Genomic DNA, 14,233 nt, shown 5'->3' with positions numbered 1-14,233 from the left:
CGATGGGTTGTGTTCCCCCTGGTCCAACCAGACCCGAAGCGATTATCGACCCGGCGCCGGGGGGATGCCCCCCCGGATGACCCGGCGCGCGCCCTAGGCTAGGGGCATGGTTGAACGCACCTCCTGGTCACTCTCCGGCGCGCTGCGCGGCATGTTCGCGAAGCCGACGATCGATGAGCAGACCTGGGAGGACCTCGAAGACGCGCTGATCCAGGCGGACTTCGGCCCCGACGTCACCGACGGCATCCTCACCGAACTGCGGGCGAAGGTCGCGAAGTACAACACCACCGACCCGACCGACCTGCAGCGGATGCTCCGCGAGGGCATCGAGGAACGCCTCGCCAGGCTCGACTCCACCCTCACCCTCAGCGCGCGCCCCGCGATCGTGCTGGTGGTCGGCGTCAACGGCGTCGGCAAGACGACGACCATCGGCAAGTTCGCAAAGTTCCTCCGGGGCTACGACCGCAGCGTACTGATCGGGGCCGCCGACACGTTCCGTGCGGCCGCCGTCGAGCAGCTGGCGACCTGGGCCGAGCGGGCCGGCGCCGACATCGTGCGGCCGCAGGCGCAGGGCCAGGACCCGGCATCCGTCGCCTTCCAGACGGTCGAGAAGGCCATCAACAACGGCATCGACATCGTGATCATCGATACCGCGGGCCGGCTCCAGACCAAGAGCGGGCTGATGGACGAGCTCACCAAGATCCGCCGGGTGATCGAGAAGCAGACCCCGATCGCCGAGGTGCTCCTCGTGCTCGACGCCACCACGGGCCAGAACGGCCTTGCCCAGGCCGAGGCGTTCATCGAGCACGCCGGCGTGACCGGGCTCGTGCTCACCAAGCTCGACGGGTCGGCCAAGGGCGGCTTCGTGCTGGCCGTGCAGGAGAAAACGGGCATTCCCATCAAACTCGTCGGCCAGGGTGAGGGCATCAACGACCTCACCGGATTCACGCCGCATGTCTTCGCTAAAAAACTCGTCGGATAGGAACCACTCATGACCATCGAACACGATTTCTTCGGCATTCTCGGCAGCGACGATGAGGGCGAGGTGTACTGGTCGGAGTCCGCGGAACTCGGCGACCAGGCCGTCGAGGTCGACCTCAGCTCCCCGGACGAGGATTCGGTCTCGGTCGAGGCGCTCGACATCGCCGCCGCGATGATCAATTCGCTCGAAGAACTCGACGCCGCGGCCAGGGAGTCGCTCGTCGCCGACCTCAGCTCCGAGAAGAGCCTCACCGCGCACTACATCGAGCAGCACTTCGAGGAGATGGACGCCGAGGCCCTCGACGACGCCATCATCTGGGACTCGGGCGACAAGCAGATCGACTTCCTGCGCTCCCTGCGGCTGCAGCGGGTGGGTTTCCACCCGCACCACAGCGCCAGCGAGGGACACTTCGCCCTGCTCGACTACTCGATCAGCCCCGACGACACCGATTCCCTGATCGTCGTCACGATCGATGTGCACGGCGACACCGTGGCCCTCGCCATCGAAAGCTGACCCTCCCCGCGAAACCGCACTTGTGCGCGTTATCCGTGCCGAATAAGCGGCACAACTGCAGTCTCGGGTTGACGGCGGCACGTAAACTGGGTTCACAATGGCTACTTTTGGAAACCTCTCAGATCGCCTCGCCGAGACCTTCAAGAATCTCCGCACGAAGGGCAAGCTCTCCGCCGCGGATGTCGACGGCACGGTCCGCGAGATCCGTCGCGCCCTCCTCGAAGCGGATGTCGCGCTCGAGGTCGTCAAGGAGTTCACCGGCAAGGTGCGCGAACGCGCCCTCGGCGACGAGGTCAACAAGGCGCTGAACCCGGCCCAGCAGGTCGTGCAGATCGTCAACGAGGAGCTCGTGCAGATCCTCGGCGGCGAGCAGCGCCGCCTCGAGTTCGCCAAGAAGCCGCCCACCATCATCATGCTGGCCGGCCTGCAGGGTGCCGGCAAGACCACGCTCGCGGGCAAGCTCGCGAAGTGGCTGGCCAAAGACGGCCACACGCCCATCCTCGTCGCGGCCGACCTGCAGCGCCCGAACGCGGTCACCCAGCTCGAGGTCGTCGGCGCCCAGGCCGGCGTGCCCGTCTACGCGCCCGAGCCCGGCAACGGCGTGGGTGATCCGGTCCGGGTCGCGCGCGACGGCGTGAAGTTCGCCCAGCAGAAACTGCACGACGTCGTCATCGTGGACACGGCCGGCCGCCTCGGCGTCGACGCCGACATGATGAAGCAGGCCGCGGACATCCGCGCCGCCATCGACCCGGACGAGGTTCTCTTCGTCATCGACGCCATGATCGGGCAGGATGCCGTGAGCACGGCCCGGGCGTTCCAGGCCGGCGTCGACTTCACCGGCGTGGTTCTGACCAAGCTCGACGGCGACGCACGCGGTGGCGCAGCGCTGTCCATCGCCTCCCTCACCGGCCGGCCGATCATGTTCGCGTCCACGGGCGAGAGCCTCGACGACTTCGAGCCGTTCCACCCCGACCGCATGGCCAGCCGCATCCTCGACCTCGGTGACATCCTCACCCTGATCGAGCAGGCGCAGGGCGCGTTCGACGAGGACGAAGCCCGGAAGATGGCCGAGAAGTTCTCGACCGACACCTTCACCCTCGACGACTTCCTCGGCCAGATGCAGCAGCTGCGCAACATGGGTTCGATCAAGAAGATGATGGGCATGTTGCCGGGCGCCGGCGCCATGAAGGCGCAGCTGGAGAACTTCGACGACCGCGAGATCGTGCGCACCGAGGCGATCATCCAGTCGATGACGAAGACCGAGCGGGCCACTCCGAAACTGCTGAACGGATCCCGCCGGCTGCGGATCGCCCGCGGTGCCGGCTCGACCGTCACCGAGGTCAACCAGCTCGTCCAGCGCTTCGAGCAGGCCGCGAAGATGATGAAGACCGTCGCCCGCGGAGGCACGCCGAACATCCCGGGCATGGGCCCGATCCCCGGCGGCAGCTTCGGTGGCGGTCGCGGCAAGCAGCAGCCGAAGAAGAAGGGCTCGAAGTCGGGCAACCCGGCCAGGCGAGCGGCGGAGAACGCGGCCCTGGCGGCCGGCGAGAAGCCGGCCGCCGAGTCGGGCGTTCCGGGCGGCTCGGGCTTCGGGCTGGGCGGCGGGGCGCAGAAGCCCGGCGGTCCGAGCGAAGAAGAAATGGCCGCCCTGCAGAAGATGCTCGGGCGGTAGGCTCACACCACTCATCTAGCGGGGAGGCAGCGGATGCGCACGCGCAACACACGTCTCGTTCTCATCCTTGGCGCGTTGGCCCTCACCGCCGCCGTCCTTGCGGTCGCCCTCCTGGCCGGGTGCGCAACCGGCGCCGGGCCGTCCGGCGACCGGCCTTCCGGGCCGCCCAGCAGCGCCCCGGCCGGCCCCGCCCCGGAGGACCTGGTCGGAACCTGGGTCGTCGACGCGACCTTCCAGGTTCAAACCCAGCCGTTCCTGACGATCGCCGCCGATGGCACCTGGGCCGGCTCCGACGGCTGCAACGGCGTGCGGGGCACCTGGGAGCTCGAATCCGGCGGCGCCATCACGACGACTGCAGGGCCGCACACCCTCATCTACTGCGACGGCAAAGATCTGCCCACCCTCTTCGCCGACGCGAAGACGGTGGCCGTCGACGGCGACACGCTGACCCTGATGGATGCCGCCGGCGAGGTCACGGCGACCCTCGTCGCCGGCCGCGAGCAACGGCTGAAGCCGCAGGCGTAGCTGAAACCGCAGGCGTAGTCTGGCCCGCATGAGCCCAGCCCGCATGAGCCCAGCCCGCATGAGCCCAGCCCGCATGAGCCCAGCACCCGTCCTGCCGGTGCGCCTCGGCGTGCAGGTCGCCCAGCAACACGGCACCATCGGCACGATCAGGGACACGGTGGCTGAGATCGAAGCCCTCGGGGTCGACGTCGTCTTCGACTGGGACCACTTCTTCCCGCTGTCCGGCGATCCGAACGGCCTGCACTTCGAGTCGTGGACGTTGCTGGCGGCGTGGGCCGAGCAGACCTCGACCATCCAGCTCGGCGCCCTGGTGAACTGCAACAGCTACCGCAACCCCGACCTGCAGGCCGACATGGCCCGCACGATCGACCAGATCAGCGGCGGACGCTTCATCTTCGGCACGGGATCGGGCTGGTTCCGGCGCGACTACGACGAGTACGGCTACGAGTTCGGCACGGTGGGGACCCGCCTGGATGCCCTCGAGGCGGCCCTGCCGCGGATCGAGGCCAGATGGGCGAAGCTGAACCCCCCGCCGCTCCGCGACATCCCCGTGCTGATCGGCGGCGGAGGCGAGAAGAAGACGCTGCGCATCGTCGCCAGGCACGCCGACATCTGGCATTCCTTCTCGAACCCGCAGGTGCTCGAGCACAAGCTGGGCGTACTGGCCGGCTGGTGTGACGCCGTCGGCCGCGACATCGCCGAGATCGAGATCTCCACCGAGCTGCGCCGGCGCAGCGTCGACGAGGCCGACGAGCTGTACGCCCTCGGCACGCGGCTGTTCACGATCGGGGTGTCCGGCCCGCGCTACGACCTCGCGCCCGTGGTCGACTGGCTCGCCTGGCGCGACAGCAAGAACGCGCCGTAGCCCGGCGCCTACAGCGCGAGCCCGGTCCGGAGTTCCCGGCTCAGCGCCTCGACCACGGCCGGCAGGCTTCCGCCGTGCGCCTCCGCGACCTCGAGCTGGCGCTGGTAGCTGGCGCCGTGGCTCATGATCAGATTCAACTGGAGCAACTCCGGCAGGCAGCCCAGACGTTCGGCGACGGGGGAGAGCACGTCGATGAGCCTGCGGATGTCCTCGGTGACCGGCCGTTCCGCTCCGGCAGCATCGAGGATGACCCGGGCGCCCAGCCCGTACCGGGCCGCCCGCCACTTGTTCTCCCGCACGAACCACGGCGGCATCGTCGGCACGTCCTCGCCGGCGTCCAGGGCCGTCGACATCCATTCGACCAGGCAGTGGATCAGGGCGGCGATGGCCCCGAGCTCCTGCTGCGTCGACACTCCGTCGCAGACCCGCACCTCGATCGTGCCCCAGCGCGCTGACGGCCGGATGTCCCAGCGCACCTCCGTCGCATCCTCGATGATGCCCGTGACGGTCATGTCGTCGACGTAGCGCTCCCACGCCTCCCAGTCGCGCAGCATCCACGGCTGGCCGGCCGTGGGCAGCTGCTGGAACATGAGGGCGCGGTTGGAGGCGTAGCCGGTGTCGACTCCCGCCCAGAACGGGCTGGACGCCGACAGGGCCTGCAGGTGCGGGATGTAGGTGAGCATGCCGTTCAGGATCGGCATGACCTTGGCCCGGTCTTCTATCCCCACGTGCACGTGGATGCCCCAGATCATCATGTTGCGGCCCCACCACTGGGTGCGGTCGATCAGGCGGTGATAGCGGGGTTTGTCGGTGATCTCCTGCTCGTACCACTGGCTGAACGGATGCGAGCCGCTGCAGATGACGCCCACGCCGCGCGGCTCGGTCACGGCGCGCACCTCGTCCAGCTGGGCAACGACATCCGCGACCGCCCCGGCAACGTTCGTGTGCACGCCGGAGACGAGTTCGATCGTGTTCAGCAGGAGTTCGCCGGTGATCTGCGGGTGCGGGGACCCGTCGTCGGCGCGGAGAGCGTCGAGCACCTCGGCGGCGAGGGGGACCAGGTCGCCGGTCGCGTTGTCGACGAGCGCGACTTCCCACTCGATGCCCACGGACGACCGAGCCGAGGGGGCGAATTCCATTCCCATGTGCGCTCCTCTGCTGGTGCCGGCAGCAGCTCGAGGAGCCGCGTCTGCGAACAATCCTGACACCGCGAGATCCGATTATCACAAACGGGGGGATGTCTGACAGAATGGTTAGTCGAGTTATCTTGCCGTCCGACCCTCTAATCAGACGCAGGAAAACCATATTGAGCTTGCTCCGAGTGTGCCCCCACGCTCACGGCTGTCAGTTCGCCAAACATCACTAACACAGGAGAATTGTGGCTGTCAAAATCCGTCTGAAGCGCATGGGCAAGATCCGTGCACCGTACTACCGCATCGTTGTCGCCGACTCGCGCACCAAGCGCGATGGCCGCGTCATCGAAGAGATCGGCATCTACCACCCCACGCAGGAGCCCTCCGTCATCGAGGTCAAGTCCGAGCGTGCGCAGTACTGGCTCGGCGTCGGCGCACAGCCGACCGAGCAGGTTGCCGCTCTCCTCAAGCTGACCGGCGACTGGGGCATCTTCAAGGGCGACAAGAACGCGAAGAGCACCGTCAAGATCAAGGAGCCGAAGGTTCCTTTCGTCGCCGACGAGAAGAAGAAGCCCGTTCTCAAGCCGAAGGCCGAGAAGCCCGTCGTCAAGGAAGAGGCTCCCGCAGCCGAAACGACCGAGGCTGACGCCGAGGCCACCGAGGACAAGGCGTAATCTTGCTCGCTCCCGCGCTGGCGCACCTCGTCAAGGGGATCGTTGATCACCCGGACGATGTGCACGTTGTTGCAAAGAACTCACCCCGTGGCGATGTTCTCGAGGTTCGTGTGAACCCCGAGGACCTCGGCCGGGTGATCGGTCGCGCCGGTCGCACCGCCAAGGCATTGCGCACCCTCGTGGCCGCGCTGGCCGACGGCAAGCGCGTTCGTGTCGACGTCGTTGACACTGATTTCTAACGTGAGCGACTCCACGCCGCAGCGCACCCAGCTACGCGTGGGGCGCCTGACGAAGGCCCATGGCCTCAAGGGCGCAATCAAGCTGGAACTGTTCACGGATGACCCGGGGCGACGTTTCGTCCCGGGCGCCGTGTTCACCCTCCAGGTGCCGACCAGCTCCCCCTGGCACGGCAAGACTCTCGAACTCGTCGAGCTGCGCTGGTACAACCAGCACGCCGTCGGGTTCTTCAAGGATGTTCCCGACCGCGAAGCGGCGGAAACCCTGGCCAAGGCGATCCTCTGGATCGACCAGGACTCGGCCGAGCAGTCGGACGAGGAAGACGCCTGGTACGACCACCAGCTGGTCGGGCTCGCCGTCGTCCGCGACGGCATCCAGGTCGGCACGTTGGCCCGGCTCGAGCACCTGCCGGCGCAGGACCTGCTCATCGTCAAGACGCCGGCCGGTGAGGTCATGGTGCCGTTCGTCAAGGCGATCGTGCCGTCCGTCGACGTCAAGGCCGGCATCATCACCATCACCCCGCCTCCCGGACTCTTCGAGGAGATCCCCGAGGAGCCCGAAGCCCCCGCGGAAACGCTGCCCGAAGCGGATGCCGCCGCATCCGCCCCAGAAGCGCCTCCCTCCCCGTAACACCCCGCGAAACTGCAGTTGTGCGCGTCATTCGCGCCTTTTATCGCGCACAACTGCGGTTTCGCGGGAGGGCGGATTACTCCTGTCGATAATCCCCAGCCCTGGCCGCTCGCGTCGCTCGACGGGGTCTGCGTGCCGCCACAGCTTGGAGTTATCGCCCGAGTACTGCGGCGGCCGGATCAACGGCGCGCCCAGTCGGTGATTGGCCGCAGGACGCTCAGTCGAGCGTCACGGCCAACCCCGCGGCCCGATGGAGGGGCTGCCAGCGGTGCTCTTGTCTCCGAACGATGGCCAGAAGTGCCCGTTCGACCGACGCCCAATCCTGCATGACCCGTCGGTGGGTCACCCGAACGACGATGTAGCCCAGTTCGACCAGCGCAAGATCGCGCGCGCGGTCCCGCTCGTATGCCTGTGGGTTGTCGTGGTGCCTCTGGCTGTCCAGTTCCACGACGAGACGGTCACCGACAAGAAGGTCCAGCCAACCGATCCCGGGGACATGCACCTGGCAGCGGACTGTCACGTTGTGTGCCCTAAGCCCCAGCCGCGTGAGTGTTTCCAGGCCGGACCCGCAGCCCGAGTCGACGAGGTCCATCATCCACTCGTGCGAGTCGGGCAGTCCGGCCAGCGCCGTCGAGAGACGGTCTGCCGAGAGTAACCCCCGGTTCGTCGGTTTCGTCGCCGGCGAGGCAGTACCAGCCGGCCCGGATCCGCTCGGTGATGCCCAGCCGGGCGGATCGTTCCAGTTGCTTCTGGGTGATGCCAGTCGAGCGGAGCGTCGCGGCGTGGGCCACCCCGCCCTCGCGGGAGAGTTCACGCACAACGTCGGTCATGAGCTCCACTGTGAATGGGGGCGCAGGCCCGCGGCGCGTGGCTCCGGCATCTGTGCACAAACGTCCGCCTGTGGAGGGGCGTTCTCCGGCGGAGAAGCGGTCGTGCCGGGGCTGGAATTCTCCAGCGGACATGGGTTCGTGCCGGGGGCCCGGCGGCCGGACGAGAGTCGATCATCCCCAGCCCGGGCCGTACGCGTCCCTCCCCGAGCGATGCGTACGGCCACAGCTGTGCGTGCTCGCCCACGCGTCGCGCCGACTCGCCGACCGCGCGGCCCGACGACGCCCCGGCCGAGCTCACCCGTAACATCCCGCGAAACTGCAGTTGTGCGCGTCATTCGCCCGTCTTAGCGCGCACAACTGCGGTTTCGCGGAAGGGCGGAAGGGCGGATCGGTAGACTCGCAGTCATGCGCATCGACATTGTCACGATCTTTCCCGAGTTCTTCGGGGTGCTCGACATTTCGCTGCTGGGCAAGGCCCGCCAGACCGGCCTGATCGACCTGCGCGTGCACGACCTGCGCGATTCCACGCACGATCGGCACCGCACCGTCGACGACACCCCGTACGGCGGCGGCGCCGGCATGGTCATGAAGCCGGAGCCCTGGGGTGAGGCGCTTGACGGCATCCTCGCCGACACGGGCGCCGCGACCAACGCCGTGCCCGCCGAGGTGGCGGATGCCGCAACCGGCCCGGTGCTCATCTTCCCGTCGCCCGCGGGAGAACAGTTCACCCAGGCCACCGCCCGTGAACTCGCCGAGGAGCCGAACCTGATCTTCGGCTGCGGACGCTACGAGGGCATCGACCAGCGCGTCTTCGACCATTTCGCCAGTCGCGGCCGGGTGCGACTGATCAGCCTCGGCGATTACGTGCTCAACGGGGGAGAGGTCGCGGTCATGGCCATGGTCGAGGCGATCGGCCGCCTCATTCCCGGCGTCGTGGGAAACCCGGAAAGCCTCGTCGAGGAGTCGCACGAGGACGGGCTGCTCGAATACCCCAGCTATACCAAGCCGGCGCTCTGGCGCGGGCTCGACGTGCCGCCGGTGCTGCGCAGCGGTAACCATGGGGCCGTCGCCGCCTGGCGCCGGGAGCAGCAGCTCGAACGCACCGCACGGGTGCGTCCCGACCTTCTGCCCCCAGCGAACTCCGAGGAAATCGGCGGCGCGCAGGGATAATCTGGTCCTGTGATCGTTCGCAGGATCTTCCACTACTGGCAGTTCATCGCCATCGGCGCGCTTCCCGTGTGGCTGCTCGTCGGTTCGTCGATCTTCGGCGCCGGCGCCTGGGAAGTGCTCGGGGTGATCATCGGCGCGATCGCGCTCGGCGTCGCCCTGCTCGCCGTCGCGCTGCTCGTCTACGCCCGCGCTGAGGTGCGGGAGACCAGGGCCGTCTCCTGGCCGGACGTCGGCGTCTTCGGCCTGTGGCACGCGCTCGTCATCGGGCTCGTGTTCAACGCGGCGGATGCGCCGGGGGTGTGGCTGCTGGCCGTCCTGGCCGGCATCGCGGCATTCTGGTTCGCGCTCTGGGAGTTGTTCGACGCCGCTCGGCGTCGTGTGCGCCAGGTCATCGAGTTCATCGACTCCACGTCCGGACCCCTGGTCACCGAGACCACGATCCTCGGCACCACCAACCTCGGGCCAACCCGTCCTGTCGACCCCAACGTGATCGTCATCCCGGAGAAGCCCACGAACCCCTGAGCGCCCGCTTTGCTGTCCGGCCCGGTTTCGTGACAGAATAGGCGTTTGTGCCGCGGTAAACCTCTGCCACAGGGGAGATTCGCCGTGTGCGGCACACATTGACTTATCGGTTGCTGAGGCGACGCGCGGACCGCGTGTGGCGAAGCATTATTCGTAGTCGACCTGTGGCGGGTACAGAGAGCGAAAAACCATGCATATTCTCGACCAGGTGGATGCCCCGTCACTGCGGAAAGACATCCCCGCCTTCCGGGCCGGCGACACCGTCAAGGTCCACGTCAACATCGTTGAAGGCACCCGCTCGCGCGTCCAGGTCTTCCAGGGCGTCGTTATCGGCCGCTCCGGTGAAGGCGTTCGCGAAACCTTCTGCGTTCGCAAGGTGAGCTTCCAGGTCGGCGTCGAGCGTACCTTCCCGGTGCACTCTCCCGTCATCGACCACATCGAGGTCGTCACCCGCGGCGCCGTGCGCCGCGCGAAGCTGTACTACCTGCGCAACCTCCGTGGCAAGAAGGCCAAGATCAAGGAAAAGCGCTTCAACTAATTCCGCGTCTGCTCCCGCTTCACAGCGGATTCGCAGGCCCCCGGGAATTCGTCCCTGAGCTCCTCACCCCTAAACTGGGTGCGGAGCTCAGGCGGTTTAATGACAGAAAACACTCTGCCCACGCGATCAGATCGCCTGGAATCAGAGACGCGGCGCAAGGAGCGCGGCGTCGGACTATTCCTTCGCGACCTCGTAATCATTTTCGTGGTCGCGCTGCTCATCTCGTTCATGATCAAGACCTTCCTGATCCGCTCGTTCTACATCCCCTCCGGTTCGATGGAGCAGACGCTGCTGCTGAACGACCGGATCATCGTGAACCAGCTCCAGCCCGGGATGTTCCCGGTCGACCACGGCGACGTCGTCGTGTTCCGCGATCCGGGCGGATGGCTGCCGCCGCAGCTGCCGGTCGAACAGAACGCCATCGTGGCCGGGATCGACTGGATCCTGTCCGTCGTCGGACTGTCGGCTCCCGACAGCAACGACCATCTCATCAAGCGCGTGATCGGACTGCCGGGCGACCACGTCGTCTGCTGCAACGCCCTCGGCCAGATGAGCGTGAATGGCGTTCCGCTTTCTGAGGAACCGTACGTGTCTCTTCCGCCCGGGGAAACCGAGGTGTCCAAGGATGACTTCGACGTCGTCGTTCCTGCGGACTCCCTGTGGGTCATGGGCGACAACCGCTACAACTCCAAGGATTCCCGGTACAACGGCACCACCCCCGGCAACGGGTTCGTGCCTATGGACAACGTCGTCGGCCGCGCCTTCGTGATCAGCTGGCCTCTGAACCGCTGGGGCTGGCTGGATGACTACCCGGCCGTGTTCAGCGGGGTCGACGAGGCGCGCGATTAGAAGATGATGGCCGTCGTCGAGCCCGACCTCGAGACCGAACTCGCTCTCCTGGCCGGGGGAGCGAACTGTGTGATCGGCTGCGACGAGGTCGGGCGCGGCGCCCTGGCCGGGCCGGTGGCCGTGGGATTCGCCGTGATCAACGCAACCGTCGGCCCCTTCCCGGTGGGCTTGCGCGACTCGAAACTGCTCAGCGAACCGCGGCGCCTGGTGCTCGCCCCGCTGGCCGCAGCCTGGGCGCTGCACTCCGCCGTCGGGCTCGCCACCGCCCAGGAGGTCGACAGCCTGGGGATCATGGCGGCCCTGGGGCTCGCCGGCAAACGGGCCCTCACCGAGTTGTTCGCCGCCGGGGTCGACATTTCCGGCAGCGTCGTACTCCTGGACGGCGCTGACGACTGGCTGAACAAGGCGCTGAAGACGCCCCTGACCGTGGTCACCCGGGTACGGGCCGACCAGGATTGCGGATCGGTTGCCGCGGCATCCGTGATCGCGAAGGTGCACCGCGACGCCCTGATGATCACGGCGGATGCCGTGCACCCCGGCTACGGCTGGGCAACGAACAAGGGCTACGGCAGCGCGCAGCACATGGGCGCGATAGTCGAGCTGGGGCCCAACGACCTGCACCGCAAGTCCTGGCTCAAGATCTCAGCGTAGGATTGAGTCACCATGGAAGAAGACGAGTTCGAGGACTACGACCGCGAAGTCGAGTTGGCCCTGTATCGCGAATACCGGGATGTCGTTGGACAGTTCCAATACGTCGTCGAGACCGAGAGGCGCTTCTATCTGGCCAACGAGGTTGAACTCGTTCGCCGTGACACGGAGCACGACTTCTATTTCGAGCTGACCATGAAGGATGTGTGGGTGTGGGATGTCTACCGCTCAGACCGCTTCGTGAAGTCGGTTCGCGTGCTGACCTTCAAGGACGTCAACGTGGAAGAACTCGCATCCAAGGAATTTGAGCTTCCCAAGGAGCTCGCGCTCGACGAGTAGCACCACCCGTTCACCGACCAGAAGGCTGTTCTTGACTCACGCATCTGACCGCGCCCGCGAAACCTGGATCAACAGGGAGGCACTGGCCGAAGCGATGATTCCCCTTATCGGCCGGCTGTACCGGGACAACCACGTCGTCACCTCGGTGCACGGCCGCAGCCTGGTCAACCAGTCGGTCGTCGGCCTGCTCAAGGCCCACCGCTTCGCCCGTCAGGTCGACGATGTCGAATTGCCGCTCGAGGAGACCCTGCCGCTGCTCCAGGCGCTCTGCACCCTCGGACTGGGCGCCGCCTCGATCGACCTGGCCCGGCTCAGCGCCGCCTGGAAGCGCGACGGTGCCGGCCGCACGCTCGACGAATTCCTCCGCGAGGAACTGGCCGAGGTCGTCGACCGGTGGGGACAGGGCGACAGCACGAGCACCGACGTCGTGCTCTACGGCTTCGGCCGAATCGGCCGCCTGCTCGCCCGCATCCTGATCGAACACGCCGGCGGCGGCCAGGGTCTGCGGCTTCGGGCCATCGTCGTGCGCAGGGGCTCGGACGACGACATCATCAAGCGTGCCAGCCTGCTGCGTCGCGACTCCGTGCACGGCCCGTTCGAGGGCACGATCTCGGTCGACACGACCAACAACACGATCCTCGCCAACGGCACGCTGATCCAGGTCATCTACTCGAGCGACCCGGCCAGCATCGACTACACGGCCTACGGCATCCACGACGCCATCGTCGTCGACAACACCGGCCGCTGGCGTGACGCGGAGGGCCTCTCCCAGCACCTCGCCTGCCCCGGAGTCGCACGGGTGCTGCTCACCGCGCCCGGCAAGGGCGAGCTCAAGAACATCGTGCACGGCATCAACCACTCCTCGATCACCGACGACGACGTCATCGTCACGGCGGCGTCCTGCACCACGAACGCGATCACGCCGGTGCTCAAGGCCGTCATGGACCGGTACGGCATCGTCGAGGGCCACGTCGAGACCGTGCACTCGTTCACGAACGACCAGAACCTCATCGACAACTTCCACTCCGGCGAACGACGGGGCCGCTCGGCCGCCCTGAACATGGTGCTCACCGAGACCGGCGCGGCGAAGGCCGTCGCCAAGGCGCTGCCCGAACTGGCCGGCAAGCTCACCGGAAACGCCATCCGAGTGCCGACGCCCGACGTGTCGATGGCGATCCTGAACCTCAACCTGGTCAACGGCACGACGAAGGACGAGCTGAACGATTACCTGCGCACGATGTCGCTGAACTCGACCCTGCACAAGCAGATCGACTACATCGACTCGCCCGAGGTGGTTTCCACCGACTTCCTCGGCTCTCGCCGGGCCGGCATCGTCGACGGGCTGGCCACGATCGTCACCGCCAAAAAGGCCATCCTCTACGTCTGGTACGACAACGAGTTCGGCTACAGCTGCCAGGTCATCCGGGTGCTCGAAGAGATGGCCGGGGTCAACCCGCCGGCCTTCCCGCGGGTGCGCGCGGTGGAGCTCCTGCCGACCGTGTAGTCAGCTTCGTCGGTTAGCGCGGTTCGCAGATCACCACGGGGATGTCCCGCGTCGTCCTGCGCTGGTAGTCCGCGTAGCCGCGGTAGGCGGCGACGATCTTCGGCCACAGCTCGGCCTTCTCCGCGGCGGTGGCGGTGCGGGCCCGCATGGGCGTTGTCGCGCCGGCGACCGTCAGCTCGACATCCGGATTGGCGACGAGGTTCAGGTACCACATGGGGTTACGGTCCCCGCCACCCTTGGAGGCGACCAGGACGTAGCGTCCCTCGCCGTGCACGGGTGCCGTGAGCATCGTCGACCGGTGATGGCCGGTCGCGCGCCCGATCGTGTGAAGTTCGACGGCCGGCATCGTGCCGATCGACCGCAGGAGCCGGCCGCCGGACAGCTTCAGCAGGGCCCGATGCCCGCCGCTCATCGCCCGCATCATCAGGTCGGTCAGGTTGTTGCGAAGGCTCATCTGACCAGCCTACGAGGCTCTGGGGTCGCCGCCTTCGAGTGTCGGTGGTCGGGTATTGACTGTTCTCATGGACCTCATCACTGAGTACCTGACTTACCCGGACAATGAGTTCGGGGATGGCAAGCCCGGGGACGGCAGGCCCGAGGGC

At 67.1% G+C, this 14,233-nt stretch carries 18 protein-coding genes; 15 read left to right on the top strand and 3 right to left on the bottom strand.

The genetic code is table 11. The features are described 5' to 3' along the window. The first annotated feature begins 106 nt into the window (after window positions 1-106). The 5 genes from ftsY (at window position 107) to E3T54_RS08125 (ending at window position 4,557) form a co-directional block, all read left to right on the top strand. Window positions 107-982 carry a signal recognition particle-docking protein FtsY gene (gene ftsY / locus E3T54_RS08145; RefSeq protein WP_134475275.1) on the top strand — a complete coding sequence of 292 codons (876 nt, stop codon included), beginning with the start codon at window positions 107-109 and terminating at the stop codon, window positions 980-982. Between the two features lie 9 nt (window positions 983-991). After that, window positions 992-1,495 carry a DUF2004 domain-containing protein gene (locus E3T54_RS08140; RefSeq protein ID WP_134475274.1) on the top strand — a complete coding sequence of 168 codons (504 nt, stop codon included), beginning with the start codon at window positions 992-994 and terminating at the stop codon, window positions 1,493-1,495. Window positions 1,496-1,592: 97 nt separating this feature from the next. Further along, on the top strand, window positions 1,593-3,167 hold the full coding sequence (ffh, locus tag E3T54_RS08135) for a signal recognition particle protein (RefSeq protein ID WP_134475273.1): 1,575 nt from the start codon (window positions 1,593-1,595) through the stop codon (window positions 3,165-3,167). A 33-nt stretch (window positions 3,168-3,200) separates the two neighbouring features. Beyond that, window positions 3,201-3,692: an META domain-containing protein gene (locus tag E3T54_RS08130; RefSeq protein ID WP_092323605.1), complete on the top strand. Its 492-nt coding sequence runs from the start codon at window positions 3,201-3,203 to the stop codon at window positions 3,690-3,692. A gap of 73 nt (window positions 3,693-3,765) precedes the next feature. Then, window positions 3,766-4,557 (top strand): LLM class F420-dependent oxidoreductase, encoded by a 792-nt coding sequence (locus tag E3T54_RS08125; RefSeq protein ID WP_134475272.1) that lies wholly within the window; start codon window positions 3,766-3,768, stop codon window positions 4,555-4,557. A gap of 8 nt (window positions 4,558-4,565) precedes the next feature. Here the strand turns inward: E3T54_RS08125 and E3T54_RS08120 are convergent, their stop codons facing one another. Further along, a complete protein-coding gene (locus E3T54_RS08120; protein WP_134475271.1) occupies window positions 4,566-5,702 on the bottom strand; it encodes a glutamate--cysteine ligase in 1,137 nt (378 codons plus the stop codon). Window positions 5,703-5,935: 233 nt separating this feature from the next. Between E3T54_RS08120 and rpsP the strand changes: the two genes are divergently transcribed. Genes rpsP through rimM form a run of 3 tightly spaced genes read left to right on the top strand, consistent with a single transcriptional unit; the run spans window position 5,936 to window position 7,231 of the window. After that, complete coding sequence (gene rpsP / locus E3T54_RS08115; RefSeq protein WP_092323597.1) at window positions 5,936-6,364, top strand: 30S ribosomal protein S16; 429 nt, start codon at window positions 5,936-5,938, stop codon at window positions 6,362-6,364. A 2-nt stretch (window positions 6,365-6,366) separates the two neighbouring features. Continuing rightward, complete coding sequence (locus E3T54_RS08110; protein ID WP_092323596.1) at window positions 6,367-6,603, top strand: RNA-binding protein; 237 nt, start codon at window positions 6,367-6,369, stop codon at window positions 6,601-6,603. A gap of 1 nt (window position 6,604) precedes the next feature. Beyond that, window positions 6,605-7,231, top strand: coding sequence for a ribosome maturation factor RimM (gene rimM / locus E3T54_RS08105; RefSeq protein WP_134475270.1), 627 nt, complete (start codon window positions 6,605-6,607; stop codon window positions 7,229-7,231). A 217-nt stretch (window positions 7,232-7,448) separates the two neighbouring features. Here rimM and E3T54_RS08100 read toward each other — a convergent pair whose 3' ends face one another. Further along, on the bottom strand, window positions 7,449-7,826 hold the full coding sequence (locus E3T54_RS08100) for an endonuclease domain-containing protein (RefSeq protein ID WP_134475269.1): 378 nt from the start codon (window positions 7,824-7,826) through the stop codon (window positions 7,449-7,451). A gap of 640 nt (window positions 7,827-8,466) precedes the next feature. On the opposite strand from E3T54_RS08100, the gene trmD reads away from it, so the two are divergent. The 7 genes from trmD (at window position 8,467) to E3T54_RS08065 (ending at window position 13,631) form a co-directional block, all read left to right on the top strand. Next, window positions 8,467-9,231: a tRNA (guanosine(37)-N1)-methyltransferase TrmD gene (gene trmD, locus E3T54_RS08095; RefSeq protein ID WP_134475268.1), complete on the top strand. Its 765-nt coding sequence runs from the start codon at window positions 8,467-8,469 to the stop codon at window positions 9,229-9,231. Between the two features lie 9 nt (window positions 9,232-9,240). After that, window positions 9,241-9,753, top strand: a complete 513-nt coding sequence (locus E3T54_RS08090; RefSeq protein WP_134475267.1) for an MFS transporter — start codon at window positions 9,241-9,243, stop codon at window positions 9,751-9,753. Window positions 9,754-9,943: 190 nt separating this feature from the next. Continuing rightward, on the top strand, window positions 9,944-10,291 hold the full coding sequence (rplS, locus tag E3T54_RS08085; RefSeq protein ID WP_092323588.1) for a 50S ribosomal protein L19: 348 nt from the start codon (window positions 9,944-9,946) through the stop codon (window positions 10,289-10,291). 99 nt (window positions 10,292-10,390) lie between these two features. Next, window positions 10,391-11,140 carry a signal peptidase I gene (gene lepB / locus E3T54_RS08080; protein ID WP_134475266.1) on the top strand — a complete coding sequence of 250 codons (750 nt, stop codon included), beginning with the start codon at window positions 10,391-10,393 and terminating at the stop codon, window positions 11,138-11,140. Between the two features lie 3 nt (window positions 11,141-11,143). Further along, window positions 11,144-11,791 carry a ribonuclease HII gene (locus E3T54_RS08075; RefSeq protein WP_370255189.1) on the top strand — a complete coding sequence of 216 codons (648 nt, stop codon included), beginning with the start codon at window positions 11,144-11,146 and terminating at the stop codon, window positions 11,789-11,791. A 12-nt stretch (window positions 11,792-11,803) separates the two neighbouring features. After that, window positions 11,804-12,127, top strand: a complete 324-nt coding sequence (locus E3T54_RS08070; RefSeq protein WP_066596196.1) for a DUF2469 family protein — start codon at window positions 11,804-11,806, stop codon at window positions 12,125-12,127. Window positions 12,128-12,158: 31 nt separating this feature from the next. Continuing rightward, window positions 12,159-13,631, top strand: a complete 1,473-nt coding sequence (locus E3T54_RS08065) for a glyceraldehyde-3-phosphate dehydrogenase (protein ID WP_134475265.1) — start codon at window positions 12,159-12,161, stop codon at window positions 13,629-13,631. A gap of 13 nt (window positions 13,632-13,644) precedes the next feature. Here E3T54_RS08065 and E3T54_RS08060 read toward each other — a convergent pair whose 3' ends face one another. Next, window positions 13,645-14,085, bottom strand: a complete 441-nt coding sequence (locus E3T54_RS08060; protein WP_134475264.1) for a nitroreductase family deazaflavin-dependent oxidoreductase — start codon at window positions 14,083-14,085, stop codon at window positions 13,645-13,647. Window positions 14,086-14,233: the final 148 nt, after the last annotated feature.

The sequence above is a fragment of the Cryobacterium sp. Sr8 genome, assembly GCF_004403225.1.
In the GTDB taxonomy this organism is placed as follows: domain Bacteria; phylum Actinomycetota; class Actinomycetes; order Actinomycetales; family Microbacteriaceae; genus Cryobacterium; species Cryobacterium psychrotolerans.
Note: the sequence above shows the minus strand (reverse complement) of the source record. Positions and strands in the feature narration are given on the sequence as shown.

Coding starts and splice junctions, on each gene's coding strand:
- E3T54_RS08140 (WP_134475274.1), top strand. CDS start 992: ATGACCATCGAACACGATTTCTTCGGCATTCTCGGCAGCGACGATGAG.
- ffh (WP_134475273.1), top strand. CDS start 1,593: ATGGCTACTTTTGGAAACCTCTCAGATCGCCTCGCCGAGACCTTCAAG.
- E3T54_RS08125 (WP_134475272.1), top strand. CDS start 3,766: ATGAGCCCAGCACCCGTCCTGCCGGTGCGCCTCGGCGTGCAGGTCGCC.
- lepB (WP_134475266.1), top strand. CDS start 10,391: ATGACAGAAAACACTCTGCCCACGCGATCAGATCGCCTGGAATCAGAG.
- E3T54_RS08075 (WP_370255189.1), top strand. CDS start 11,144: ATGATGGCCGTCGTCGAGCCCGACCTCGAGACCGAACTCGCTCTCCTG.
- E3T54_RS08060 (WP_134475264.1), bottom strand. CDS start 14,085: ATGAGCCTTCGCAACAACCTGACCGACCTGATGATGCGGGCGATGAGC.
- E3T54_RS08120 (WP_134475271.1), bottom strand. CDS start 5,702: ATGGGAATGGAATTCGCCCCCTCGGCTCGGTCGTCCGTGGGCATCGAG.
- trmD (WP_134475268.1), top strand. CDS start 8,467: ATGCGCATCGACATTGTCACGATCTTTCCCGAGTTCTTCGGGGTGCTC.
- E3T54_RS08130 (WP_092323605.1), top strand. CDS start 3,201: ATGCGCACGCGCAACACACGTCTCGTTCTCATCCTTGGCGCGTTGGCC.
- E3T54_RS08070 (WP_066596196.1), top strand. CDS start 11,804: ATGGAAGAAGACGAGTTCGAGGACTACGACCGCGAAGTCGAGTTGGCC.
- ftsY (WP_134475275.1), top strand. CDS start 107: ATGGTTGAACGCACCTCCTGGTCACTCTCCGGCGCGCTGCGCGGCATG.
- E3T54_RS08100 (WP_134475269.1), bottom strand. CDS start 7,826: ATGATGGACCTCGTCGACTCGGGCTGCGGGTCCGGCCTGGAAACACTC.
- rplS (WP_092323588.1), top strand. CDS start 9,944: ATGCATATTCTCGACCAGGTGGATGCCCCGTCACTGCGGAAAGACATC.